23 protein-coding genes are annotated in these 25,702 nt (G+C 62.6%); 11 read left to right on the top strand and 12 right to left on the bottom strand.

Annotation, left to right across the window (positions count from 1 at the left end):
- Window positions 1-3: 3 nt before the first annotated feature.
- The 3 genes from FJ443_RS20545 to FJ443_RS20535 all read right to left on the bottom strand — a co-directional run bounded on the left by FJ443_RS20545 (window position 4) and on the right by FJ443_RS20535 (window position 3,602).
- Window positions 4-966, bottom strand: coding sequence for an ABC transporter permease (locus FJ443_RS20545; protein ID WP_140515064.1), 963 nt, complete (start codon window positions 964-966; stop codon window positions 4-6).
- A gap of 9 nt (window positions 967-975) precedes the next feature.
- Window positions 976-2,487, bottom strand: coding sequence for a sugar ABC transporter ATP-binding protein (locus FJ443_RS20540; protein WP_140665611.1), 1,512 nt, complete (start codon window positions 2,485-2,487; stop codon window positions 976-978).
- Window positions 2,488-2,555: 68 nt separating this feature from the next.
- Window positions 2,556-3,602 carry a substrate-binding domain-containing protein gene (locus FJ443_RS20535; RefSeq protein WP_318013802.1) on the bottom strand — a complete coding sequence of 349 codons (1,047 nt, stop codon included), beginning with the start codon at window positions 3,600-3,602 and terminating at the stop codon, window positions 2,556-2,558.
- A 355-nt stretch (window positions 3,603-3,957) separates the two neighbouring features.
- On the opposite strand from FJ443_RS20535, the gene FJ443_RS20530 reads away from it, so the two are divergent.
- Together FJ443_RS20530 and FJ443_RS20525 are read left to right on the top strand one after the other, a co-directional pair.
- Entirely contained in the window at window positions 3,958-4,608 is a 651-nt protein-coding gene (locus FJ443_RS20530) for an SGNH/GDSL hydrolase family protein (protein ID WP_140557301.1), read from the top strand.
- An 81-nt stretch (window positions 4,609-4,689) separates the two neighbouring features.
- The gene (locus tag FJ443_RS20525; protein ID WP_224680532.1) at window positions 4,690-5,760 is read left to right on the top strand and encodes an ROK family transcriptional regulator; all 1,071 of its coding nucleotides are present in this window, start codon (window positions 4,690-4,692) and stop codon (window positions 5,758-5,760) included.
- Here the strand turns inward: FJ443_RS20525 and FJ443_RS20520 are convergent.
- Complete coding sequence (locus FJ443_RS20520; protein WP_246681229.1) at window positions 5,754-6,524, bottom strand: class I SAM-dependent methyltransferase; 771 nt, start codon at window positions 6,522-6,524, stop codon at window positions 5,754-5,756. The genes FJ443_RS20525 and FJ443_RS20520 overlap by 7 nt on opposite strands.
- A gap of 307 nt (window positions 6,525-6,831) precedes the next feature.
- Between FJ443_RS20520 and FJ443_RS20515 the strand changes: the two genes are divergently transcribed.
- Window positions 6,832-8,376 (top strand): alpha/beta hydrolase, encoded by a 1,545-nt coding sequence (locus FJ443_RS20515; RefSeq protein ID WP_140665605.1) that lies wholly within the window; start codon window positions 6,832-6,834, stop codon window positions 8,374-8,376.
- A gap of 160 nt (window positions 8,377-8,536) precedes the next feature.
- Here FJ443_RS20515 and FJ443_RS20510 read toward each other — a convergent pair whose 3' ends face one another.
- Window positions 8,537-9,064: a cytochrome c gene (locus FJ443_RS20510; protein WP_140498540.1), complete on the bottom strand. Its 528-nt coding sequence runs from the start codon at window positions 9,062-9,064 to the stop codon at window positions 8,537-8,539.
- Between the two features lie 121 nt (window positions 9,065-9,185).
- Entirely contained in the window at window positions 9,186-10,310 is a 1,125-nt protein-coding gene (locus FJ443_RS20505) for an acetylserotonin O-methyltransferase (protein WP_246681228.1), read from the bottom strand.
- 599 nt (window positions 10,311-10,909) lie between these two features.
- Here FJ443_RS20505 and FJ443_RS20495 point away from each other — a divergent pair.
- A complete protein-coding gene (locus FJ443_RS20495; RefSeq protein WP_140665599.1) occupies window positions 10,910-12,346 on the top strand; it encodes a PLP-dependent aminotransferase family protein in 1,437 nt (478 codons plus the stop codon).
- A 12-nt stretch (window positions 12,347-12,358) separates the two neighbouring features.
- Here the strand turns inward: FJ443_RS20495 and FJ443_RS20490 are convergent, their stop codons facing one another.
- Window positions 12,359-13,312: an EamA family transporter gene (locus FJ443_RS20490; protein ID WP_140665597.1), complete on the bottom strand. Its 954-nt coding sequence runs from the start codon at window positions 13,310-13,312 to the stop codon at window positions 12,359-12,361.
- A gap of 261 nt (window positions 13,313-13,573) precedes the next feature.
- On the opposite strand from FJ443_RS20490, the gene FJ443_RS20485 reads away from it, so the two are divergent.
- From FJ443_RS20485 to FJ443_RS20475, 3 genes are all read left to right on the top strand, one after another.
- A complete protein-coding gene (locus FJ443_RS20485; RefSeq protein WP_140498351.1) occupies window positions 13,574-14,530 on the top strand; it encodes an AraC family transcriptional regulator in 957 nt (318 codons plus the stop codon).
- 130 nt (window positions 14,531-14,660) lie between these two features.
- Window positions 14,661-15,362 carry a nitroreductase family protein gene (locus tag FJ443_RS20480; protein WP_224680529.1) on the top strand — a complete coding sequence of 234 codons (702 nt, stop codon included), beginning with the start codon at window positions 14,661-14,663 and terminating at the stop codon, window positions 15,360-15,362.
- A 155-nt stretch (window positions 15,363-15,517) separates the two neighbouring features.
- Window positions 15,518-16,435 (top strand): NADP-dependent oxidoreductase, encoded by a 918-nt coding sequence (locus FJ443_RS20475; protein ID WP_140665594.1) that lies wholly within the window; start codon window positions 15,518-15,520, stop codon window positions 16,433-16,435.
- Between the two features lie 195 nt (window positions 16,436-16,630).
- Here the strand turns inward: FJ443_RS20475 and FJ443_RS20470 are convergent, their stop codons facing one another.
- Complete coding sequence (locus FJ443_RS20470; protein ID WP_140498353.1) at window positions 16,631-17,536, bottom strand: LysR family transcriptional regulator; 906 nt, start codon at window positions 17,534-17,536, stop codon at window positions 16,631-16,633.
- A gap of 117 nt (window positions 17,537-17,653) precedes the next feature.
- On the opposite strand from FJ443_RS20470, the gene FJ443_RS20465 reads away from it, so the two are divergent.
- The 4 genes from FJ443_RS20465 to FJ443_RS31695 all read left to right on the top strand — a co-directional run bounded on the left by FJ443_RS20465 (window position 17,654) and on the right by FJ443_RS31695 (window position 19,828).
- On the top strand, window positions 17,654-18,076 hold the full coding sequence (locus FJ443_RS20465) for a DoxX family protein (protein WP_140524788.1): 423 nt from the start codon (window positions 17,654-17,656) through the stop codon (window positions 18,074-18,076).
- A 45-nt stretch (window positions 18,077-18,121) separates the two neighbouring features.
- Window positions 18,122-18,994 (top strand): NmrA family NAD(P)-binding protein, encoded by an 873-nt coding sequence (locus FJ443_RS20460; protein WP_140515049.1) that lies wholly within the window; start codon window positions 18,122-18,124, stop codon window positions 18,992-18,994.
- Between the two features lie 148 nt (window positions 18,995-19,142).
- Window positions 19,143-19,382: a hypothetical protein gene (locus tag FJ443_RS20455; protein WP_140665591.1), complete on the top strand. Its 240-nt coding sequence runs from the start codon at window positions 19,143-19,145 to the stop codon at window positions 19,380-19,382.
- A 176-nt stretch (window positions 19,383-19,558) separates the two neighbouring features.
- Window positions 19,559-19,828: a TMEM175 family protein gene (locus FJ443_RS31695; protein ID WP_246670999.1), complete on the top strand. Its 270-nt coding sequence runs from the start codon at window positions 19,559-19,561 to the stop codon at window positions 19,826-19,828.
- 342 nt (window positions 19,829-20,170) lie between these two features.
- Here FJ443_RS31695 and FJ443_RS20445 read toward each other — a convergent pair whose 3' ends face one another.
- The 4 genes from FJ443_RS20445 to FJ443_RS20430 all read right to left on the bottom strand — a co-directional run bounded on the left by FJ443_RS20445 (window position 20,171) and on the right by FJ443_RS20430 (window position 25,461).
- Entirely contained in the window at window positions 20,171-20,626 is a 456-nt protein-coding gene (locus FJ443_RS20445) for a VOC family protein (RefSeq protein WP_140623965.1), read from the bottom strand.
- A gap of 21 nt (window positions 20,627-20,647) precedes the next feature.
- Window positions 20,648-22,411, bottom strand: a complete 1,764-nt coding sequence (locus FJ443_RS20440; protein ID WP_140498357.1) for an MOSC and FAD-binding oxidoreductase domain-containing protein — start codon at window positions 22,409-22,411, stop codon at window positions 20,648-20,650.
- Between the two features lie 29 nt (window positions 22,412-22,440).
- Window positions 22,441-23,256, bottom strand: a complete 816-nt coding sequence (locus tag FJ443_RS20435; RefSeq protein ID WP_246672715.1) for a DUF427 domain-containing protein — start codon at window positions 23,254-23,256, stop codon at window positions 22,441-22,443.
- Window positions 23,257-23,688: 432 nt separating this feature from the next.
- On the bottom strand, window positions 23,689-25,461 hold the full coding sequence (locus FJ443_RS20430) for an AMP-binding protein (protein WP_140665589.1): 1,773 nt from the start codon (window positions 25,459-25,461) through the stop codon (window positions 23,689-23,691).
- Between the last annotated feature and the right edge of the window lie 241 nt (window positions 25,462-25,702).

Raw genomic sequence — 25,702 nt, 5'->3', positions numbered from 1 at the left:
CGCTCAGAGCCCCATCTTCTTGCGGGATTGCAGCCCGACCACGGCCAAGAGAATGCCGCCCTTGATCGCCGTCTGGACAAAGGGCGAGACGTTGGCGAGGTTCATGCCATTGGCCAGCAGTGCCATCACAAGCGCGCCGATCACCGTGCCGTGCAGGCTGCCGATTCCGCCTGAAAGCTGGGTGCCTCCAAGTGCCACGGCGGTGACCGTGTCGAGTTCGAAAAGCAACCCGACATTTGGATCACCCGACACGATGCGCCCGGCCAGGAAGACACCGGCAACGGCCGCGAAACAGGAGCAGACCACATAGGCGAGGATGATGTTGCGGCGATCGGAGACGCCGAAATTGCGGGCAGCGCTTTCGGCCCCCGACGCGATGCCGCCGCCGATCGCAAACAGATGCAGGCCGTATCGCGATCCGTAGAGCAGCTTCCAGGCCAACAGCATCACGACGATTCCCCAAAAGACCGGATAAGGAATACCGAGGAAACTGCCTGAGACGGCAGCAATGACGATCTCCGGAACGGTGCCGCCGGAGACGGGACGCAAGATGCGCGTGATGCCAAGGACAATGTACTGCGTCGATAGCGTGGCGATGATTGGATGGACGTTGAAACGGGTGATCGCCAGGCCGTTGATCAGCCCGATGAATGCGGCCAGCACGAAGACCGCCGGGATCAGCACGATCGCCGGCTGGTCGAGCGCCAGCACCGCCGTCGTGAAACTGATGACCGAGCCGACCGACAGATCGAGCCCGCCGACGAGCACGACGACGAGTTGTCCGGCCGCCGCGATGACCAGCGGCATCGCCTGCGCAACCAGGTTGAAAAGGTTTTCGGCCGTTGCGAACTGCGTCGTCTGAACCGACAGCCACAGCGAAATGAGCAAGGCAACCAACAATGGCAGACCCCATTGGCCCTGCCGTGTGTTCCGGCCACTCACGATGTTGGACAGGCTACGATACATGGAAGGCCCCTAGTGCCGGCGCGCCGAGCCGCCCGTCAGGGCCGCGTCAAGGATCTTGTGCTCCGTCGCCTGTGCTGCCGGCATTTCGGCCACGACTGTGTCGTGGTGGACGACATAGATGCGGTCGCACAGCCCGATCAGCTCGATCGTCTCGCGCGACAGCACCAGCACCGCGCCACCCTTGCGGGTGAAGTCGCGCAGCAGATGGTAGATCTCGGACTTGGCGCCTATGTCGACGCCGCGGGTCGGCTCTTCCACCAGGAGAAGATCGAGATCCGCGGCGAGGTAGCGGCCGAGCAGCACTTTTTGCTGATTGCCGCCCGACAGCGAACCGACCGGAGCGGACGGCCCTGTCGCCTTTATGTTCATGACATCCATCATGCGGGCGATGACGCTTCGATAGGGCCGCGCCGGCGCAAGTTCGCGTCGCCTCGAATGCAATCCGATGGCGATGTTGTGGGCGATCGGCAAAGCGAGAAAGAGCCCCTCCTCCTTGCGGTCCTCGGGGACGAAACCGACCTTCAGCTGCTGCAAATGGCGAACGCCTGATGATGTCGAGAGCGGCATGTCGAGCGTTTTGCCGTTGATGGAAATCGTCCCGGCAAAAGGATGGTAGCGGCCGATGAGGGAGCGCAAGAAGCGCTGCTGGCCCTGTCCCTCAAGCCCGGCGAGGGCGACGATCTCGCCCTTGTGCAACGTCAGCGACAGAGGCTGCGATGTCTCGGTGATCCTGAGATTCTCGACGCGCAGGATTTCGCCGCCCCTGTCGCCCGTGCGATCTGGGAACAGGTCCTGGAGTTCGCGCCCGACCATCATGGCGATGAGTTCGTCTGTGGTGATCTCGGACACCGTTCTGGTGTCGACCAGTGCGCCGTCCTTCAGCACCGTCACAGTGTCGCACAGCTCGAAGATTTCCTCCATGCGATGCGAAATGTAGACGATTGCCTTTCCCCTATCGCGCAGGCGGCGGATATTGCGGTTGAGCACATCGACATCGGCCGCGTTGAGCGCCGCTGTCGGCTCGTCGAGAATAAGCACGCCGGCGTCGGCCTGGATGCAATGCGCGATCTCGACGAATTGCCGCTCGGCAATGGTCAGGTTGGAAACGAGTTGCGAGGAGTCTAGCGTGAGACCGAGTTCGCCGAGTGCCTTGGCGGTTCGGCTGTTCATCGCGGAATAGTCGATCGAGCCGAACCGGTTCGTCGGCTCCCGGCCGAGAAACATGTTCTCGGCGATCGACAGATTAGGCAGCAGCGAGTGTTCCTGGAAAACGGTCGAGATGCCGGCATCGAGCGCGGCGCGCGGTGACTTCAGATCGAGCTTTTCCCCATTCATGAAGATCCCGCCGGAATCGGGCTGATACACGCCCGCCAGGATCTTCATCAAGGTCGATTTTCCGGCGCCGTTCTCGCCCATCAGGGCGTGAACGCTGCCGGCCTTCAGATCGAGGGAAACGGAGTGGAGCGCCTTGCTTCCCCCGAATGCCTTCGAAATGTGCGACATCTCGATAAGATTGGCCACTAAACCCTCGCTTCACCACTGGAAGGGCCCGCGGGGACGCTTGTCCACTCCCCGCCGGCCACGGCGTGTCACTTCTTGCCGTAATATTCCTTGAGCTTTTCTTCGGGGAGTTCGCTCGGCCACCAGACATTGGCCGTCAGGTCGTCGCGATAGTATTTCGCGGCCTTGTCCTTGTCCCAGCCATCAGGGTTGTAGACATAGCGCTTGTAGAGTTGCTTGCCCTCGAGCAGGGCTACAGCGGCGCGCACGCCGGCAGCACCCTGGGCCGGGCTGTATTCCGGAGAGATCGACTTGAATCCATCCGTGATCCACTGGCCGAAATAGCCATTGTTGCCCTCGCCCGAAATCGGCGGGATCGGCGTGCCGAACTGCTTGAAGACATCGACGCAGGCGCGCGTCATGTCGGCGCCGGACGACCAGATGCCGTCGACCTGCGGATTGTTCAGATAGAGCGTCTCGCACAGCTTCTTGGCCTTGTCATACTGCCAGTCGCCATGCTCCTCGGCGATGATCTGCACATGCGTGCCCTTGAGCGATTCCAGCAGCCCGTTGTAGCGGTTGGTGTCTTCCGGGTGGCCGGCAAGGCCACGCAGGACCCAGATCTTGCCGTTGTCGCCAACGGTCTTCACCAGCCAGTCGCCCATTACCTTGCCGAAGTGCTCGGCTCCCCCTTGGATTTCGGTGGTGTAGGCATCGGAATCGATGCGGCCGGTGTGAAGGATGACGGGGATGCCGGCGGCGACCGCCTTGGCAATGCTGGCGTTGGCGGACGTGCTGGTCACCGGCTGAACGATGATCGCGTCGACATGCTGGGCGATCAGATCCTCGATATCGGCTACCTGCTTCTTCTGATCGAAGCCGGCATCGAGCAGGATGAACTTCGAGATGCGCTTGTCCTTTGCCGCGGCATTTTCCGCCTCATGCGCGACCTGCACGGTCCAGGTGTTGGCGTTGACGCCGAAGTCGCTCATTCCGATCACCCAGGGGGGATCCTTCTTGAATGCGCCGGCCGCGGTCATGCGCGTGTCGTCGTGGCGCGGCGCGACGCCGTCCATCAGCTTGATATCTTCCGCGTGCGCCAGGGGCGTTACGGCAAGCGCTGATACAACGAGCATCCCCAGCCCGACGGTTTTCAGCAATCCTAACATTGAACTCCTCCTTGTGGTTGCTCCAGCCGTACGGACGCGCACGGGCCGCGAGACGCTCTCCCGATGCATGCTTGTCGTCGCGAACCGACCTATGCACGCAATTCTCCCGCCCCCGAACACATGTGTGTCGAGGCCCAATTTCGGCTGGACAATGATGACGGTCGAGAACTCCTCCGGGCACTTTAGAAGCATAGTGGGTTTGACCTGTCAATAGTTAGTCATGTTGAATGACTATTCCGTTGCTTGCCTTTCGCCACTCCGCTATTCATCATGAAGAGCGCTCGTCCTGCACCGGCGCGCGGTCAGTCCCGGCGGGAAAATCATGCGATCAGTCTTGTGCTACGGCGACTCCAACACACACGGCCAGATCCCCGGCAAGGGGCCGCTCGAGCGCTATGGCCCGGCTGAGCGCTGGCCGGGGATACTGCGCGCTCATCTAGGCCCCGACTGGTATGTCATCGAGGAAGGATTGAGCGGTCGAACCACCGTCCACGACGATCCGATCGAGGGGGCACACAAGAACGGTAGAACCTATCTCCGCCCCTGTCTGCAGAGCCATGCGACGCTCGACCTCGTCATCATCATGCTCGGCACCAATGACCTCAAGATCCGCTTCAACAAACCGCCGTCGGAAGTGGCTATGGGCATCGGCTGCCTTGTCTACGACATCAAGGAACTGGCGCCCGGTCCGGGCGGCACCACACCCGAAATCATGATCGTCGCACCGCCGCCGATGCAGGACGACGTCAAGGAGTGGAAGTCCATCTTCGCCGGCGCACCGGAGAAATCGCGGCTGCTGGCGCTCGAGTTCGAGGTGCTGGCGGATTCGCTCGAACTGCACTTTTTCGATGCCGGCTCGGTGGTGTCCTGCAGCGAAGCGGACGGATTTCACATCGATGCCGAAGCGCACAGACTGCTTGGCATCGCACTCGCCCGCGCGGTCGATGCGATCGGCTGGAGCCGCTCGACATGAGCAACCATACCGCCGCCCGGCAATGCGCTCTTACCGATGGGGCGACCCTTGCCTGACATGAGGTTTGCACCACCCAATCCCTTGCGCATCGCCGATCGTGCGAGCGGGCTGAACGCGTTGAGCGTGCGCAGCTACAACGAGCGTCTGGTGCTGTCGCTGCTGCTTCAGAACGAGGGCATATCGCGGATGGAAATCGGCGAGAAGACCGGTCTGTCGGCGCAGACGGCCTCGGTCATCGTCCGCTCCCTCGAACAGGAAGGGCTGGTCTCGCAGGGCGAGGCGCAGCGCGGCCGTGTCGGGCCCCCCACCATCCCGCTTTCACTCAACCCGGAAGGCGCCTACGCGGTCGGCGTCGGCTTCAGCCGGCGCAGGATCGACATCGCGCTCATCGACTTCATCGGCACCGTGCGCTTCCACACGCAGTTGCCCGCGGATGAAGCCAATCCGTTTCCGAAAAGCGGCGATTTGCTTGCGACGATCAGGCAAGCCATGACGAGCCTGCCGGTCGAGGCGCGCAGCCGGGTCGCGGGTATCGGGCTGGCCGTTCCCGATGAGGTCGACGCCATGGCTGCAACCGGCAACGGATCGAGCACGTCCCTGAAGGCTTTGCAAAGCGAGATCGAAGAGCAGATCAAGCTGCCGGTCTTCGTCCAGAACGACATCACCGCGGCGGCCGGCGGTGAGAGCATGTTCGGCGTCGCAAAGCCGCTGAACGACTATTTGTTCTTCTATCTCGGAGCTAGGCTGCAGAGCAGGCTCATCCTCAACCACCAGATCTATAAGGGAAACTCCAGTGCCAGCTTCGATCATGGCCTCATGCGCCTGGAAAGCGAACTGGCCATGCGCGGACGCTCGTCCGAAATCATCTGGAGCAGCAGCCCTGAGTGGCCTGATCTTGGAGAGGCCTACACCGAATGGCTGGGGGAATGCTCAAACCGCCTGAAAGCATCGATCTCGGCGCTGACCCAGTTTGTCGAGTTCAGGACGGTCCTCCTGTCCAGCTATGCGCCGCAGAAAATCGCCAAGGCCTTGTGCGCCGATATCGGCCGGGAATTTGCCGCTGTCCAAGCGTTGCCAGCGCGGGTGACCATCAGCCCGAAAGCCGTCGGCGCAGCCAGCCTGCCGTTCAGCTCGCGGTTTATGATTCAATGATCGGAACGCTGATAACAGAAGGGTTGCAAAGCCCCATCTGAGACGTGGATGCACGCGGTTTGAATGTCGGCTGACTCCGGTGCGAGAAGCTGTCCCTCACGCCATCTTCTGTGACCTCGCGCATCAGGAACGGGATGCCGACGACCGTCATCGGCAATTCCGCGCGGAAGCGGATGTGCGTGGGACCTCGTAATGCACGATCTGGCCTGGGGTGATGGCCCGTCACCCTGTCGGAGCACCGCGACGCCGGCGTAGTGGCTTCCCAATTGCCAGAAGGGCAGCGGGAACCGCCCGCGCTCCTCTTCAACGATGCGGAAGCCCGCCTCTCGGATCAAGTGCAGCGGTTGGCGGTTGAGATGACAGCCGCCGGCGATCTGTCCCCACGGCTTGTTCAGCCGCTCCTGCCATCTGCGGCCGCGCGGCCCCTCGGCCTGGCCGTGCTCGATGAAGATCAGCCGGCCCATAGGTTTCAATATGCGGCGGATCTCGGTCAGCGCCGCGTCAGGGTCGGGAATGGTGCAGAAGGCATAGGTGACGACGACCGTGTCGGCGAGGCCATCGATCAAGGGCAGCCTTTCGCCGCTGGCCCGGATGCAGTCGACGTCGAACGGCAGGGAACGGATCTTCGGTTCGGCCAGGCCAAGCATTGTGCCGTCGGGATCGATGCCGACCAGCCGCTCCACCCTGGCGGCGTCGTAATAGGGAAGGTTCAGGCCGGACCCGAAGCCGACTTCGACCACAATCCCCTGCGCCCGCGGGATCATGCGCCTTCGCATGCGCGCGAACACGTTTGCCGAACAGCCGGCGTGGACGAGGTAGGGAGCAATGCAGCGTGCGTACCAGGAGAGACAGGATTGGCACATGTCTCAGCCTCCTTTCCCTGCGTTCTTGACGCCGATGGGAACGCCACCCCCGGCAATGGCCTCGGACGTGCAATGCTGGCTGAGAGTATTGACCGGTGACATTTCTCGCTCCAAGGAGTCTCCTGATCGGGCCCGATCGGCCCGACGTCGTGGGATGGATAGAAGGCCGGCGTCCCCTGAACGTCCCCGCTCGGCCGCATACGGGTCGATGGAAAGATTGGAGTTCCGACTTCTGGAGTTTCCGGAGTTCCGTCTGAACGGGCAGCCGGTGGAACTCGCCTTGCGCAAGGCGGCCGCGCTCCTCATCTATGTCGCCGAGGCCGGCGGGCCCGTGGCGCGCGAGGTCGCCGCCACGCTTCTGTGGCCCGAAACCGACGAAGAAGCCGCACGAGCACGCCTTCGGCGCACACTGCATAAAATTCGCATCGCGTTCGGCACGGAGGTCATCGCCGCCACGGGGGCATCCCTCAGCCTACACCCGGCGCTTTTCGTCGAGCTCGACTCCAAGGTTTTCGAGCATGCCTGCAATGTCGGCCCTCTCGACGAGGCGGCCGACATCTATAAGGGCGACTATCTCGGCGGCTTCTCACTCCCGGATTGTCCGGAATTCGACGAATGGGTCTTTTTCAGGCGCGAGGCCTTGCGTAGCCGACTGGTGCAGACGCTGGAGCGTACCATCGAAGCGAAGATCGCCGGCGGCGAACCACGCAGCGCGGTCGTGCATGCGACGCGCCTGGCGGCACTCGACCCCTTGAGCGACAGTGCGCACCGTCACCTGATCCGCGCCCACCTGGCGGCCGGGGACAGGGCGGCAGCCGAGCGCCAGGCCGAAAGCTGTGTCCGGCTGTTACGAGACGAACTCGGCGTAGCGCCGGACCCGGCCACGCTTGCCCTGGTGCGGGAGCCAACTCAAGATGTCACTTTGGACGTGCCCAGGACGCGCTACGTCGAAGTGGACGGCATCCATCTCGCCTATCAGATCGTCGGCAGCGGACCGACGGACATCGTGCTTGTTCCCGGTTTCATTTCGCATGTCGAGCGTATCTGGGAAGACAGACGCTGCCGCGCCTGGATATCAGCGGTTTCGCGCTTGGGCCGCCTGATCCTGTTCGACCGGCGCGGCATGGGACTTTCCGACCGTGTCGGTGTCCGTGCCACAGTCGAAACGACAGCGCAGGATATTCTGGCAGTCATGAACGCGGCCGGCAGCAGCCGGGCCTTGCTCATCGGCGCCTCGGAAGGCGGGCCGGGTTGTGTCCGTTTCGCCATCGATCATCCGGATCGGCTCATCGGCCTTGTCCTGTGGGGCTCGCTCGCGAAAGGCAGCCGCGCGTCGGACTATCCCTTCGCCTTGACCGCCGCGCAATACGATCTGTGGAAGCAGCGGCTGATCGCCGGCTGGGGCGGCCCGGCGGAAATCGAGACCTTCGCCCCGAGCCTCTCCGGAGACCGCCAGGCGGAGACCTGGTGGGCGGGATTGCTCAGGGCAGCCTCCAGCCCCGGCGCGGTCGCGGGTCTGCTCGAAGCGCTGCGTGATACCGATGTCCGTTCCCTGCTCGCAAAAGTCTCGGCCCCGACGGTGGTCCTGCACCGCTCCGGCGACCGCGCCGTGCGCGTCGAGGCAGGGCGGCTCCTGGCCGCCGGGATCCCGGGCGCGCGGTTCATCGAGATCGCCGGTGACGACCACTGGTTTTGGGTCGGCGACCAACAGCCGCTGCTCGACAGCATCGGCGCGCTTGCACGAAGCAGTTGATGCGCGGATGCGGCATCTGCCGCCGTCAGTTCCGCGTGTGCAAATGGTTGTGGGGACTGGCCGCGAATGGCGAGGCCGGCGCGGATGCCATTTTGGCCATGCTCCGGGACGACGCCGGGCGGCGTCGAACACGACGTCCGGTGGAAGGCCGGTTTTCGGCCTATTTCGGTGCAGCGGCAGCGGTTCCGCCCGGCGGGATGATCCGCATCATGGATGTCGACACCGTGTCGCCAGGCTTGAACGGGCCCGGGACCTTGTTGCTTACCGGCTTCACGCTTTGCAGGAACGCCGCGATGGCCATGGCATCGTCCGCTGTGAGATGCGCAAAAGCAGGCCAGGGCATAATCGGCGCCAGGGTGCGGCCGTCCGGCCGCTGGCCAGTCTGGATCGCAGCGACGATCTGCTCCGGGGTCCAGCTGCCGATGCCGGTCTCCCTGTCGGGCGTGATGTTTCGACCGGGAAAGACACCGACGCCAGGTATCTCAAAGCCCACATCCGAGCCGCCAAGAAAGCGCGACATATCGGGTTTGCCGAAGAAGTAGCCGGGCGTGTGGCAGTCGTTGCAGCCGGCGATCGTGACCAGGTACTCGCCACGCGCGACCTGCGCGTCGTCGGCCACGGCGACGTATGATGGAAGGGCGACGACCGAGGCCGTGAGCAATGCGAGACGAACTGACGCTGGAAACATGGTTTTCTCCCTTGGTTGTTCTTGGCTTCTCCTATGCCCTTTGTCGTGCTCCCGTCGGGGGCTGCCGTTACGCAGCCCGGCCAGCCGATTGCGGCGCACCTGATCCGCTCTACGTTGCGCCTTACGGTTTGCGGCCGATCACGGCGCCGTTCGCGGCGGGAGCATCGAACCAGACCGTCTCGACGTGCCTGAATCCGGCTTCCTCGAGCCACGCCGAATACTCGGCCGGGGTGTAGTTTCGTCCTTCCGTCTCGATCAGCATGTTGAGGCTCATCAGCGCGGCCGGCGCCGGGCCGGTCTTTTCATCATTGACGAGAAGCTCGCTGATGACGACCGCGCCGCCGCTTGGCAAAGCCTCGAAGGATCGGCGCAGCAGGGCGCGGTTCTTCGCCTCGTCCCAATCGTGCATGATCATCGACAGGAGATGCACGTCGTGATCCCCGGGAAGCTGTTCGAAGAAATTGCCGTCCGCGGTCTCGATGCGGTCGGTCAAGCCGGCCTCGGCGATCTTTCCCGCGGCGATCGCGGCCACATGCGGCAAGTCGAACACGGTCGCACGCAGCGCCCCATATTGTTTGCAAAGCTCGATGTCGTACGCGCCCGATCCGCCGCCGATGTCCAGGAGGCGGCGGAAATGACTGAGATCCACGGCTTCGCCGAGCTTGCGCGCGGTCATCGTGGAAAGCGAATGCATCGCCTCCCAGAAAAGCGCCAGCATCGTAGGATCCTCGCCCTCGAACATCGAGGATTGCACTGCCGGATCCCATGTGGTTGGCCGGTTCGTGCGCAGCGCCTCTGCAAGCCTTCCCCAGCCCGCATAGAGTCGCTTGTCGGCCATCTGCACGAAGCCACCGAAGTAATACGCCTTACCCTTCACGAGATAAGTTTCGCTTAAGGGCGTGTTGCGATAGCGGCCGTCCGTTTTCTCCAGGAGCCCAAGTGCAGCGCAGCCGGTCAACAGCATCTCGGCCGGTCGTTGATGCAGGCCGAGCGCTTCCGCCAAACCGGCAACCGTGATGGCGGCGCCGCTCGCAAGGCGGCTGAAGAGGTCCAACTCGTGCGCGGCGGCCAGAGTCTTGAAGGCCCAGAAACCGGTCGAAAGCGCCATCAGTGGGACAGCGGAAGGAAGCTCTTGCTTGGTGACGATTGGTCGGTCGGCCGCGCGCAGCCCTGTCTCGCCCGGGATCGAACCGGGCTGGTGGGCAAGTGTTGTCGTGCGCGTAGCAGAGCGCTGATGGTTGGGCATGGCACTCTCCCCAAATGTTGACGATTGGTCCGCAGCTTCCGAGCCGCGCGGTGATCTCGACGGCGCGGGTTTCGAAAATGCCGCCGATCGAATGGTCCACCAGCACGCGGCGGCGGCCTTGTGCTCGCAAGGCCGCGCCGATGGGGCGCAATAGGGTCAGCCCTGGCGACCGGCGTAGGATCGGCCCCGTGGTCCGGCAGATCGATGGCATGGACCCGAATGTCCCTCAACAGCTCGGGGGACAAATCCGCGATTGCCCGACCTCTTGAGACGGATAATTGCCAAGTCTTGAGGGCCGCGACTGTGGTTTTCGGCACAGACCAAGGTAGTCGCACGCTCGACGGGTGATGGATTCGAGTCTCCGCTCGAGGCATTTCAGCCTCCCATAGCCAGCCATCCGCTTCTTCCCTTGCCGCCGAAGCAATGGTAAGGAGGCTAGAGGACCGATAGAAGTGCCAATTCATGGATTCTTGGCCAGTCCAATTCCAATTGGCATGACGACACTTGCAAGGCGCTGCCGCTAAGCCGGCAGGACGCAGGAGGACTGGTGGCAGGCTGAATTCCAGTGCCTGCGTCAGACCAATTCCAGTTGCTGAACAATGACCACCTTTCACATAAGCCTGGTCGGGCGCAAGAATCTCAGCGGCGAGATTTATCGTCAGATACGGCGCGCCGTTCTGGATCGACGGCTGCGGCCCGGCGACCCTCTGCCGCCTGGCCGCGAACTGGCGCGGACGCTTGCCGTGTCGCGTGCCACCGTGACCGTGGTTTATGAACGGCTCGCCGCGGAAGGGTTCGTGACATCCCGGCAGGGGTCTGGGACGTTCATCAGCGAATTGGTCGTGCCGGCCGGGCGAGAAAAGACCGGACGCCGATCTACCGGCGTGCTCCAGCCACGCCAGATCTGGGAGGCGATAGCCCCACCACCCGCATTCGAGCCGGTTCGGTTCGACTTTCACGCCGGGTTTTGCGATGCTTCGCTGTTTCCGCACGGGGCGTGGCGGCGGTCGGTGGTTTGGGCGCTGCGTTCGGGCGAAGCGACCGCCGGCACTTACGAGCATCCCGCCGGACATCACGATCTCAGGGTCGCAATCGCCAGGCACATAGGCATCTCCCGAGGGATCGGGGCGGCTGCGGACGACATCATTGTCACAAACGGTACGCAGCAGGCACTGGATGTCCTGGCCCGCGTCCTGCTGGCACCGGGCGATGCAATTGCCATTGAAGATCCGGGCTACGGTCCTCCGAGGCATTTGTTCAAGGCCTTGGGTATTCGTGTGGTCGGTGTACCGGTGGATTGCCAGGGCCTGGTCGTTGATGCGCTACCGCGCGGAGTCCGAGCCGTGTATGTCACGCCGTCTCATCAATTTCCGCTTTCGGTGACGATGACGCTGCCGCGCCGGCAGGCGCTGCTGGCCTGGGCCGAGCGAAATAACGCGGCCATCATCGAAGACGACTACGACAGCGAGTTCCGTTTCGGGGGCCGTCCCCTCGAGCCGTTGCAGACGCTCGACGCAAAAGGCCGGGTCATCTACGTCGGCTCCTTCTCGAAGACAATGCTGCCGACGCTTCGGCTGGGCTTCATATTGACGCCGCCATCGCTGCGAGCGGCCGTGCACAAAGCGAAATTCGTCAGCGACTGGCATTCATCGACCCCGGCGCAAGCAGCGCTCGCGCGCTTCATCGATGAGGGCGCCTTTGCGCGTCACATCCGTCGGGTGAACGCAATCTACCGGGAACGGCACCAGATCATCGCGAACGCCATCGCCAATGATTTTGCCGATCATCTCGAACTCATCCCATCGACAACGGGGCTCCATCTCACCGCTCTTGCCCGGAAAATGTCGGCGGACCAGATCGCCGAGGTCGCGCGCCGCGCAGCCGATCGGAGCGTCGCCGTCCAGATCCTGTCACGGTTCGCCGTGAACGCCATACCGCGAGCCGGCATCATGCTGGGGTATGGCGCCATTCCGACGCCCCGCATCGAAGAAGGGTTGCATTTGCTGCGCGCCTGTTTCGACAGTGAACCGTCCTGACCTTCGATTTATCTACGCCACGCGTGGTTGAGCTGGCCTGGGTTTGACCACGGTGGCGAGTACGATGCCGGTGACGATGAAGGCCGCGCCGACCAGATCGTAATCGTGCAAGCCCTCGCCGAGCAGCAGATAGGCTAACACAGCGACGAACACCGTCTGCAGGTAGAGCAGCATGCTCGCTCGGCTCGCGCCGAGCGTTTCCACGCTTTTGTTGTAGAGATAGTACATCAAGGCGCCGCCCGGACCTGCCAGATAGGCGAGCGCGAGAATGCTGTGGACGTCCATGGCGGAGCGTTCGTCGTTGAACAATTCCCACACATGGAACGGCAAGGCGACCAGCGCACCGGCGCCGAGCAGCAGCACGACCATCGGCAGGAGTTCGATGCCGAATTTGGCACGGCGCAAAAGCACGGTGTACAGGCCCCAGCAGAACGCGCTGCCGACGATCCACAGCTCGCCGGCGTTGAACTTGAGTTGCAGCAGCGCCGTCAGGTTCCCGTGGGCAACGATGAAAATCATCCCGGCGAGCGCAACCAGCGCGCCTAGCGACTTCCACAGCCCGAGCGGCTCGCCAAGCACGAAACGGGCGAGCACCATCGTCATGACAGGCGACAGCGCCATGATGATGCCGGCCGTGGTGGCGTCGGTGTCGTTGAGGCCATGGTAGATCATACCTTGGCACAGGGTGAGGCCGATCGCCCCCACCGCGACGACCTCCACGACGCGCGTTCGCAACAGTCCGATCATCGCGTCGTGATGACGGTGCACGATCGGCAGCAGGATGGCGCAGGCAAGCGTCAGCCGCCAGAAGCAGAGGCCCCAGGGTGGCATTTCAGGCGCCACCCATTTGGCCGCGATATAGACGCCAGCCGAAAGCAGCCAGCACAGGACGGCGGCCGGATAGCCGGTCACGGAGGCCACGACCTCGGGTTGCGCGACGTGATGCGCTATCGGCATTGCCTGCATGTCATGCCCTCCCCTTCTATGACGTCGGCCCGATGCGACAATATAGCCTGCGCGGTTGGGTCGTGCATCCGTTTTGAAAGGCGAAAGAAACTGCACTTGGCCGCGGCGCCTGATACAGGCCCCCTGTTCCGATCGTGCGGCGCTTGGTGGCTCGCTCGCGATCCAGGCGCGAGCGTAGCCGGGTTTGGAAATGTGAGCGACAGATAGAACCAGTGCACAATTGCGATAAGATGTTTCACCATTTCCGGTTTTCGAGGTCCAATGTCTGAAGTGGACTGGCTCAGCCATCTCTTGCAAATCATCACCGTTACCGGCCAGCTCGAGGTCCGCTGCGCCTACGGTGCGCCGTGGCGCATTGCCTGGAGCAAGGCTGCCGCAAACGAAATTCCCTACCATGTCATCGTCAGGGGCCGGGCCATTTTGGAGGATCCGGACACGAGAGCAGCAAGGGAGCTGGTGAGTGGAGATATTGTGCTGCTGCCTCACGGCGCGGCGCATGTGCTGCACGACGGCAGCGGGCAAATACCAATCCCTACCCAGCAACGGCGGGGGGCTGCCGGATGGATGCTGAGCGAGAATGATGGCCAGGGCGAGCAACTGGATCTGCTGTGTGGGCGATTTTTTATCGCACCACCCCATGATCGGCTGGTCCGCAACTACCTGCCTGCGGATCTGGTGGCGCGGTCCAAGGACGGCGATGAAGAAAACGGCATCGGCTCCGCCTCCAGCCAACTGGCCGGCCTGGTGACGCTGATGCGAATGGAGTCCGCCGGTGACAGAGCCGGAGGACGCGCCATTCTCAACGCGCTTTCTTCGGCCCTGTTCACACTGGTACTGCGCGCGGCGAGCCAATCCGGGAAAGCCCCCGAAGGCTTGTTGGCCCTGGCCGGCAATCCCCGGCTTGCTCCAGCCATTTCCGCGATGTTCGCCGATGCGGCACGGCCTTGGAAACTGCCCGATCTGGCCGAATTGTGCGGGATGTCGCGCGCTACGTTCATGCGCCAGTTCCAGGACAAGCTGGGTCGCTCCGCGCTCGATTTGTTGACCGATCTCCGCATGAGCCTGGCCGCCAACGAGTTGAAGAAGCCGGCGATCAGCACCGAGGCCGTGGCCGAGACCGTCGGGTATCAATCCGTTTCGGCGTTCCGGCGTGTTTTCGCCGAAAGGACGGGGATGACGCCGGGGGAGTGGCGGCGACTGGCGCACAAGGGCGAGTAAGACGCGCGGTCCGGAATCGAGAAAGCGCAATTTGATCCTTTCGCGCATCATATTGAGCTAATTCAGCCTCGAAATAATCACTCTTCCCCGTAGATTAGGCTCCGCAATCACTTGATAAGGGAGCCATCCAATGAACTGCCTCGCCACCACCGGACCCGCAACCCGCGTAGCCGCCCAGATCTTCGCGCAAACCGGGAAGAGCGAAAACGCTTTCGCGACGAATGCCGTCATCGAAACGATCCTAAGCCGCAGCGCCGCCAAGTACTACGATCCCGCTGCCACCCTGAGCGACGACCAAATCCGCGACCTGGTGCGTATCGGCACGTCCGCGCCAACCTCCTTCCACCTGCAGAACTGGCGCTTCATCGCCGTACGCTCGCCGGAAGCCAAGGCACGGCTGCGCCCGATCGCCTGGAATCAGCCGGCGATCACCGATGCGGCCGTGACCTTCATCATCATCGGCAGGCTGGCCGATGCCAGCACCGTCCCAGCCCGCCTGGCGCCCGTGGTGGAGGCCGGCATCATGCCGGCGCACCTGGTGCCGGAATGGGAGATCCCCGCTCGCGGTTTGTATGACGATCAGCCGCGGCGCCAGCGCGACGAGGCGGTACGCTCCGCGACCTTTGGCACCGCGGCGATCATCTACACGGCCCGGTCGCTGGGCATGGGTTCGACACCGATGATCGGTTTCGACGCCGAGGCGGTGCACCGCGAGTTCGGCCTGGCCGAAGACGAAGTGCCGGTCATGCTGCTGACCGTCGGGCCGGAGCGAGCCGGCAACTGGCCGCAGAAGCCGCGCATGCCGGTGGCCGATGTCCTGGAGTTTGCATAATCCCCGGCAACTCCAGATCTTACGGAGACGAGGATGGCAAGAACTGCCGCTCTCGTGGAAGGCGCCGCGCCAATGGCTGATTGCATGAGAGATCGAAAAGTCCTTCCACGCCCGTAAATTACCCGAACCAACAAATGTCTGAGGAGACAATTCCCATGAAAGCGATCGTAGTGACGGACCAGGCTGCAGGAACGGCCGGGATGAAATTGGTGCAGCGGCCCGAGCCGCAGGCGGCGATAAACGATGTCGTCGTCGAGATCCATGCGTCGGGGTTCGTCCCGACCGAACTGACGTGGCCCTCGACCTGGACCGATCGCGTCGATCGCGACCGGACGCCATCGATCCCCGGGCACGAACTGGCCGGGGTGGTCACCGCCCTGGGCTACGGTACGACAGGCCTGTCGGTAGGCCAGCGGGTGTTCGGCCTCGCCGATTGGTATCGCGACGGCACCCTGGCGGAGTATATCGCCATCGAGGCCCGCAACCTCGCGCCATTGCCGGGCGATCTCGACTTCACGGTGGGCGCTAGCCTGCCGATCTCGGGCCTGACCGCGTGGCAGGGACTGTTTCAGCACGGCCGTCTTCAGGCGGGGCAGAGCGTCCTTGCGCATGGCGCGGCCGGCGCCGTCGGGTCGATGGTGACGCAGCTCGCACGAGAGGCCGGCGCCTACGTCATTGGCACCGGACGCTCTGCCGACCGCCAGAAGGCGCTCGACTTCGGCGCAAACGAATTCGTCGACCTCGAGAACGACGCCCTCGAAGACGTGCGCGGCGTCGATCTGGTGTTCGATGTCATCGGCGGCGACATCCAGAAGCGGTCCGCGGCGCTGATCCGAGCCGGAGGCACGATGGTGACTGTCGTCGGCCCGGCCGAGGCGAGGCCCGTGGATGGCCTGGCGGTCGACTTCGTCGTCGAAGCCGATCGTGCCCAGCTGAGCGAGATCGTCCAGCGGGTGCGGAACGGACGGCTGCGGACGAACATCGGCAAAGTCGCTCCTCTCGACGAGGCGATCGCCGCCTTCAACTCGACCGAGCGACGCGCGGGGAAAACGGTCATCCGCGTTCGCCCGTGAGGTCTTGGGGGAGAGAGGGACGGTTCCTCTCTCCCCGATTTCGTCCAGACGGGCGGCCCCGGATAGGTTGCGAGCAGCGATATCTCATGTCGGCCCCGCCGGTTTCGGTGTCGCATTCTGTTGGCCCGCCGGGCCGCCGACCGGCAGACATACCCAGAATGTTGATTTCGAGGCGGGACGAAGATGTTCGTCCCGCTATTCGAGATACGGCGCCAGTACATCTTCGATCCATTTCATGAATGCGCGGACGCGGCGCGACAGATTGCTGCGATGTGCTACGACGAAGGACACGGGGATCGCCCGGCGACGCAAATCGGGCATGATCTCCACCAGCGCTCCACTCTTCAAGTATTGGCCAATCCCCAGAAGCGGCGCTTGAATCAGGCCAAGGCCGGCGACGGCGGCAGCGTCGTAGGTCTGCGCGCTGTTGACGTGTAGCGCGCCTGGCAACTGACGCGTCGAGTAGCCGTCGCCGTCCGGATATTCCCATCCATGCGGTCTCGCGCCCAGCATCGTCGAAAAATGAATTGTCCGATGTTCCTGGCGCTGGAGGTCGTCCAGCGACCGAGGGACGCCATAGCGCGCCAGATAAGCGGGACTGGCGGCGTTGACCATGCGCAACAGGCCCAGCGGGCGGGCAATCAGCGTCTCGTCTCCGATGGGACCAAGTCGCAAGACGCAGTCAAACCCCTCTTGAACCAGATCGACTTGCCGGTCGGTACTCGACACCTCCAGCTCCAACTCGGGGTGAGCCGCCATGAACTCCGGCAAGGCCGGCACGATCGTCGTGCGCGCCACTTCGGTCGGAAGATCGACCCGTAAGCGCCCGCGAAGCGCCACGCGATCGCCGGCGAACATCGAGTGCAGATCATCGACTTCAGCCAGCAGATCGCGGGCACGGGCATGAAACGCGCGCCCGTCCTCCGTCAGGCGCACGCTGCGCGTGGTGCGGTGCAGGAGCCTGGCACCGACGTCTTCTTCCAGCTTCCGGACCGCCGTCGAGGCCCTCCCCTTCTGGATGCCCAGGCTATCGGCCGCGCGGGTGAAGCTGCCCATTTCCGCTACCGTTATGAAAATGAGGACGTGCTCGAGATTCTGCATTTTCGTACCTCTATTGTTTTTTATAAAGAGAACAGTTGGTTCATTTTCTCGGTGTTTATCACACTCAGGAGGCACAGTAAGTTTCGGATATGGGATCTCCCCATCGGAGAACGACAAGTGTCCGAAACCATGAACCCGCGTCAGGCAGCCGAAACCGTGACCTTGCATCGCGCCCTGTGGGCCGGCCGGATCATGAGCGCGTTTGTCGTTATCGCTCTGGTGGCAGACGGCACCATTCAGCTTTTCGCGCCGGCACAGATCGCGGGCATGTTGCAGGAAACCGGGTTCGCGATGGACCTGACCCGTGTCATGGGCCCGATCATACTCGCCTGCGCCATCCTCTACGCCATTCCGGCCACCGCCGTCCTCGGCGCGATCCTGGTAACGGGCTTTTTGGGCGGCGCCATCTGCGCCCACGTCCGCATTGGTGAGTTGGGATCGCCGCCGGAGATCATTTCCCTGCTTCTGGGCGCGCTGGCGTGGGGCGGCCTCTATCTGCGCGATCCCCGAGTCCGGGCCATTCTACCACTCATCCATTGAACCAACCGGGGCAGTGCCCTGTCCCCCGACATCAGGAGAAAACACATGTTTCTAGTCATGGGAATCACGGGAAAAGTTGGCGGCGCAACGGCAGAACATCTGTTGGCGCACCGCAAGGATGTACGCGCGCTCGTCCGCAATCGCGAGAAGGCTGCCAACTGGGCGAACAAGGGCGTGGAGCTGGTGGAGGGCGATTGGAATGATCCGGCAGCCATCGAGCAAGCGCTCGGAGGCGTCGAAGGCGCGTTCGTCATGTTGCCCCCTGTCTGGGCGCCCTCGCCCGATTACAAAGAAGCAAAGGGCGTGATTGCAAACTATGTCGAGGCGCTCACCAAGGCAGCGCCGCCGCGAGTGGTTGCGCTTTCGTCGATGGGCGCGAACCGAACCAGCGGGCACGGGGTGATCACGGCCCTGTCGCTTCTGGAGCAAGGTCTTCGCGACCTGAAATCGCCAATCGCATTTGTGCGCGCCGGCGGGTTCTTCGAAAACTTCCTCTACGGCTTGCAGGTCGCCGAAGGCGGAACGCTACCGGTCTACTACAATCCGACAAACCGGAAATCGACCATGGTCGCGACAAACGACATAGGCGCGGAGGTCGCAACCCTTTTGACCGGGCCGGCGTGGTCGGGCCAGCGCGTCATCGAGGTTGGTTCGATGGTCACCGCCGATGACGTCGCGGGGCAGCTGGGTGAGGTCCTCAATCGCGACGTGAAAGCCTTTGCAATCCCGCGTGCAGGGTGGGCGGAAGCCTTCGAGCAATTCGGCATCCCGAAAGGCCACTCCGGACCTGCCCAAGAAATGTTCGAGGCCGTCAACGCGGGATGGATGGACCTCGGCGTCGCGAGTACGGAGCACGTAGCCGGTACGACGTCCGCACGCGATGTGTTCGAGGCTGCACAGAACGCCGCCAAGGCGTAAGTCCGGGAGAGACGGAGACTTCCCGCGTTAGACGCGGCGCGGGAAGTGCTCAGCCGTTCACGCGGAGCGAGCGCCTCGGAAGCGGATGTGGCAGGCGAAAACAAGACGTGCCGGTTGGCGCGCTTACCGAGCGCCCGAACGTCTATGAATGGCAGGCGCGCTGATCGATCCGCTGCCGGTGCTCTATCATTCTTCGTCGAGCCCCCTCTATGAGGGGGCGGTGAAGGAGTGGGGGGCTGAGGCGGTGCCCTTCAGGCTTGAGGTCGGCGCAAGGCGAATGCGCGTTTGTTGGACGGCTGCTATGCGCCGCTTTCCCGCCATTCAGCAAACTTTCAAACGTTCCCGAAAGTGGTCGTTTTCGTCTGCGTTCATGGCGGCAGAGATGTGAGCCGGATCCGAGCGGATCATCGATCTTCATTGCCTTCCCGATTGGCGCTTGGTTTGAGTGGCACGGGAAGACGCTATCTCGCAAGACCCTGAATGCCGGAACTCCGAGCCGAGATAGGTAAGTCGACAGCCAATTGACGCAAATATCTTGCCCTGCGACTCTAGAAACGACTGAGCATGTTCTCTGATGGCGTATTCGCCGTTCTCATCACCGTGCTGGTGCTGGAGTTGAGACCACCCGGTCAGCCGACTTTCGTTGCGTTGCTATCCCTGTGGCCGACGTGGCTGAGTTACGCTGTGAGTTACATCTTCATCGCCATCGTCTGGGCCAATCACCACTACCTCATGCGCTACGCTCGCGAGACGACACCGCACCTCATGTGGTTCAATTTCGCGCATTTGTTTTCGATCTCACTGCTCCGCTATCCACTGCTTGGATGGCGGTGAGCGAACTCGAGCCGCAGCCCGTAGCCTTTTACGCAGCCGCCTTCTCTCTGGTGAATGCAACCTACATCGGGCTGATCTGGGAGCTGCTCGATCGGCGAAGCAGCGTCAAGATTTCGCCCAAAGTACGCAGGCTCATGCGCGTCCGATCCTTACGACCTTGGCCCTCTTCGGCGTGGCTGCAATGATTGCGCTGAAGTACCCCCCTTGCGGGCTTGGGTCTCTGCATCTGCTGTCTGCTCGGCTATTTGAATCCCGAACCGCCAATGGCTGAAACGCGGCGAAACTGACAAAAGTAGGCCTAACTCCGCAGCGTTTTTGCGATTTCACAGCGCTGCTCGCGCATCACACATCAGGGTGTCCCCGTTCCTGCAGCACCCAAGTGTTGCCATCTGGATCCGAGAAGCCCGCGAAGCTGGCATAGTCTCGGTGGTTGGGGTCGAAACCTGGGGCGAACGCCCCACCCCAGCCGTCGATCGGAGCCTTGTGCTTGAGTTCGCTGACTTCCACTCCGCGTTCGAGCAACCGGCTTCGCGCAGTCTCAATATCCGTAACGACAAGATAGATGTTGCGAAGCGACCCTGCGGGCGCGTCCGTAACGCCTTTGCCGAATTGTATTGAGCAGTGGGAGCCAGGCGGCGTGAGCTGGACCACACGGAAGGTGGTGTTCGGCGCATAGTCGACATCGAGCGCAAAGCCGACCCGGTCCACATAAAACCGGAGCGCACGATCGATATCGCTTATCGGCAGTGTGACAACCTCAAGCGATAATGTTCCGAACGCGGCTGTGCCAGACTTCATAGTCCGTCCCCTTCGATTAGCTTACAAATCGATGACTAGATCACGGGTCGGTTGCGAGCAGCAAATGAGAAGGTTGCCGTCGGCCGGCCTTTCAAGCGGTTCAGGCTCATAGGCGATCGCGCCTGATATCAACCCACTTTCGCAGTTGTGACAAACACCGGTTCGGCATGACCACCGGGAGGGAACGTCACAGGCCTCTGCCAGCTCCAGAATGCTCCGGTACACTGAAGGGTTCCAATGGGCGGCTACACCACTTCGAGCGAAGGAGACCAGCGGACCGGCATCGGTGTCGCCTTCCGGCAGATGTGGCGCGCGCCGCTCGCTGGCAACAACACCGGGGTTCAGCGGCTCGCTCCCGTTGAAGATCTCGATACGAACGCGATCCGGGGCGACGCCCGATGCAGCTAGCGCCTCTTTCATGTCTGCCATGAAGTCGACAGGTCCGCAGAGATAGACGTCGGCGTCCTGCGGGATACTGACACTATTGAAGACCAATGATGATAGGTGGCCGGTTGCATCAAAATCGACGCCGAGTCTGTCGACCGGGTCTGGCCTGCTATAGCAGACATAACTGCGACCATGGGGGAGACTGGCCATCAGACGGCGGACTTCGGCTGCAAAAGGATGGTGCCGTCTGTCGCGAGCCGCGTATAGCCAGAGGACCTGCCGCGTGTCCCGGGCTGCCGCCAGCGCGTATAGTATTGCCAGAAGAGGTGTCGCGCCGATGCCTGCGCTGAGCAGTACCACGGGACTCTGCCCAGGCTGCAATGTAAAGCTTCCGCGCGGCGAGCTTACGTCGACAAGATCGCCTATCCGCACATGATCCCGCAGAAAAAGGCCGGCCGTCCCGTGCGGTTCGATCTTGACGCTGATTCTGTAGCGCTCTTCCGAGAGTGGGCCCGAGAGCGAGTAGCTGCGAAATAGCGCAGCACTGGAACGGGTCGGGCGAAGGCGCAGCACGATATATTGACCAGGTAGAGCGGGCGGGAGCGGCTTTCCATCGGGATGCCGCATCGACAGAGAGACGACGTCCACGGACTCCTGCTCTAGATCAGCCACCGCGAGCGGCTGAAATCCGGGAGCAGCAGGGTGTAACGCGGCTGGCGGAGCGAGCCCGGCATTGCCGCTCTCTACGCCGGTCGATTGGCTGCGCAGCAAAGCCTCAAAAGAACCCCGCCATCCTGGCGAAAGCGCTTTGATCCGCGCCGCGCGCTCCAATTCGACGCGGGGATGTTCCGGTGAATAAAGCAGTGCATTCAGCTCAGCGACGGTTACCCGTTCATTCGCTTCGCCCACCTTGAGGATTTCGTCGCCCGCTCCTACCTCGCCTTCTTGCAGAACTCGGAAGTAGAATCCTGGCCGGCCGCTGGAAGTCAGCAATGCCGGCATTCGGGGCTCGTCCATGCGGATGCCAACCCGGTAGCATGTGACGCGAGGTTGAGTGACCTCGAAAAGCGCGCCTCCAATACGAAATCGATCTCCGATGCAAACTGCATCGTCTGGCAAGCCCTCGACCGTGAAGTTTTCGCCGAACTGACCATAGACGAAGTCGGTCCTGTTCAGGTGCTTCTGCCAGTAGCGATATGATGCGATTTGATAGACGAAGACGGCCCGCTGCTCGCCCCCGTGCCCGGCGAGGTCGCCCTGACCGTCACCGTCCAAATTCAATCGGCCAACGCGACAACGTCCGGCTACCGGGTTTTTGAAAATGCCGGTGTATACGGTGCGGTCATTCCAAGAGATGTTGCGCGGAAGCCCCACGTTCACGGACAATAGTCGCGCCATGCTCCGCTCCGTTTAATCGCGACCGGTAGCTAGCCGCCGGCAATCATTTCGGGGCCTCCACCAGGTGCCCGCTCCAACTCGGCCACATCGAGATTTCGATCAGGACCGTGAGGGACGACCGTCTGGCCAGGCTCGAGATGAAGCTGAACGTCGTCGAGGAAGACCGAAACTATGTCCGGCTCAAACGACACAAGGTTGGCAATGCGGCGGACTTCGGGATAGGCGTCGGTGTAGGACCATGCCGCCTGACGAGCGTCGCCAATAGAATAATAGCTGCAGAGCCCTTTGTAGGGACAGAACGTCTGAAGCTTTACCGCTGTGAGGGAGGACTCGTAGATGTCATCACGAGGGACATACCAGCGTGGAGCGAACCCGGATTCGTACAGGCCCAATGGATGCCTGGTATCCGCAACGACGCGGTCGTTGTAGCGGACCACGAGGTGACGAGAACTCTGTCGAATATCTATGCGATGGTATGGGTCGGCAGCATGACCCAGGATTCGTTCGTCTTCTTCATAGAAGGCATCCATGGCGCGCCATGCGAACGCCAATCGTCCCTGGAGTTCTGTTGCATGGGCAGGGAGGTTCGTGTGTTGCCACGCTCCTCTGGCCGCCACGTGTTGCTCGCCTACCCGGACAGTGTACCATGAAGTAGACCCAAGATCAGGATGTTGGGTGATCTGCTCTGTCCGCTCCAACACATGTGCTGAAATGTCGGACTCCGGAAAATAAGCTACCGGGTAGCGGGCGGGTTCAAACAGTAGGAGAACGTCGTCGCTTTCGGCAACCCAAACCCCGCCAAACAATACGCGCATGCGCCGGCGCAGCCGTTCCACATATAACATTCTCTTGGGCAACGCTTCGGGGACGAGAAACCGACCGATGGCTCCCGTCGAGAGAGGACCTTGTTGCCAAGACAGTCCCACTGCTCAGTTCCCGATATCGCGGCAGAGCCGCAAATAGCTATTTGCAACGTAAGTCCGAGAAATTGGTTCCACCACCGATCGCAAACTTCCAGAGCGGCTCGCGCGCTCGGAAATTCGCACCCACTTCGCGGAAGACGGCTAGGCGACTGCAAGCCGGCTGAGGGACGGCCGTTCGCACGCTATATGGGTCGATCAAATCGGCGCGGCGCAGCAGCAATCGGCCATTCAACCACCCCAGCGATTGTCCACTTTGGCAGGCGCATTGCCTATAACCTGCCAGTCCGCTTTCGGCCCCGAAATGCGACATTCACACTCGTCTCGGCAACCGCACCTTCCCGCCCCGCGCTCCCCTCACGCGGTCTTCTGCGTCACCAGCCCCAGTTCCTCGACCATCGCCTGGCGCATCAGGAATTTCTGCGGCTTGCCGGTCACCGTCATCGGCAATTCCGTGCGGAAGCGGATGTGACGCGGGATCTTGTAATGCGCGATCTGGCCGGCGCAGAAGGCCTTGATCTCCTGCTCGGTGGCGATCTGGCCGGGCTTGAGCACAATCCAGGCGCAGAGCTCCTCGCCATATTTGGCGTCGGGAACGCCGAACACCTGCACCTCCCTGACCTTGGGGTGCCGGTAGAGGAACTCCTCGACCTCGCGCGGATAGACGTTCTCGCCGCCGCGGATGACCATGTCCTTGACCCGGCCGACGATGTTGCAATAGCCCTCGGCATCGATCGTGGCGAGGTCGCCCGTATGCATCCAGCCGTCGGCATCGATCGCCTCGCGGGTCTTGTCCTCGTCGTCCCAATAGCCCTTCATCACGGAATAGCCGCGTGTGCAGAGTTCGCCCGGCGCACCGACGGCAACGGTTGCGCCATCGGCATCGACGGCCTTGACCTCGACATGAGGATGAACGCGCCCGACAGTCGAGACGCGTTTTTCCAAGGGGTCGTCGACGCTGCTCTGGAAGGAGACCGGGCTGGTCTCGGTCATGCCGTAGGCGATGGTCACTTCGGACATATGCATCAGCGACACCACCTTCTTCATCACCTCGATCGGGCATGGCGAGCCGGCCATGATGCCGGTGCGCAGGCTGGACAGGTCGAAGGCGGCGAAATCGGGATGGTCGAGCAGGCCGACGAACATGGTCGGCACGCCGTAGAGGCCGGTGCAGCGTTCCTGCGCCACGGCGTTCAGCGTGGCGCCGGCATCGAAGCCCTCGCCAGGGAACACCATGGTCGCGCCCTTGGTGACACAGCCCATCGTACCCATCGACATGCCGAAGCAATGGTAGAGCGGCACGGGAATGCAAAGCCGGTCGTCGACCGTCAACCTGATGGCCGAGGTGACGAAATTGCCGTTGTTGAGGATGTTGTTGTGGGTCAGCGTCGCGCCCTTGGGCGCGCCCGTGGTGCCGCTGGTGAACTGGATGTTGATGGCGTCGTCCGGCTTCAGCCCCTCGGAGATGCGGTCGAGGCTGTCATGCTCGTCGCGCCCCGCCATGGCCAGCACATCGGCGAAGTTGAACATGCCGGGTGAGTTCTCCTCGCCCATGCGGATGACGATCCGGAGCGCCGGCAGTTTCTGTGCCCTGAGCTTGCCGGGCGTGGCCGTCGCGATCTCCGGCGCCAGCGTCTCGATCATGCCGATATAATCCGAGGTCTTGAAGCTGGCCGCGGTGACCAGAGCCTTGCAGCCGACCTTGTTCAGCGCATAATCCAGCTCGGTGAGCCGGTAGGCCGGATTGATGTTGACCAGGATCAGGCCGATGCGGGCGGTGGCGAACTGCGTCGCCAGCCATTCCCAGCGGTTGGGCGACCAGATGCCGACGCGATCGCCCTTTTCGAGGCCCAGCGCCAGGAAACCGGCGGCCAGCGCATCCACCGTGTCGGAAAGCTCGCTCCAGGTGAAGCGCTTGTCCTGGCCGACGAAGACGGCGGCATCGAGCGTACCGTATTTGCCGGCCGTGTCGGAGAACAGCGCGGGGATGGTCTTGTCGAGCAGCGGCACGCCGCGCTCGCCCGAGACGTGCGCCCTGCCGTCGACGGGCGCGACAAAGACGCTGCCGGCGCGCGCCCCGCGTCCGCGCAAACTGGTGGCGTTCTTCAGCTCGTCGAGATTGACCGGCATCGCTCTCTCCTCCCAGGACATCCGAGCCTATCAGCCTGCCGGGACGGTGGAAATCCCGCCGAAGGTAGGGCCAAGCTTCGAAGACGGGCCGCACCGCCTTCCACGGTGATGAGAATGGCAGGGTCATGAGAATGGCGCAGAAACGAAAAACCCGCCTCGACGGGCGGGTGGCGCAAATCATCACCATACCGATATTTGTAGCATAGTGGCCGGCACAAAACAAGAACAAAATTTGTCCGCC

Source organism: Mesorhizobium sp. B2-6-1 (assembly GCF_006440475.1).
In the GTDB taxonomy this organism is placed as follows: Bacteria; Pseudomonadota; Alphaproteobacteria; order Rhizobiales; family Rhizobiaceae; genus Mesorhizobium.
The sequence above is the reverse complement of the archived record's forward strand: the minus strand, read 5'-3'. Positions and strand labels throughout refer to the sequence as shown.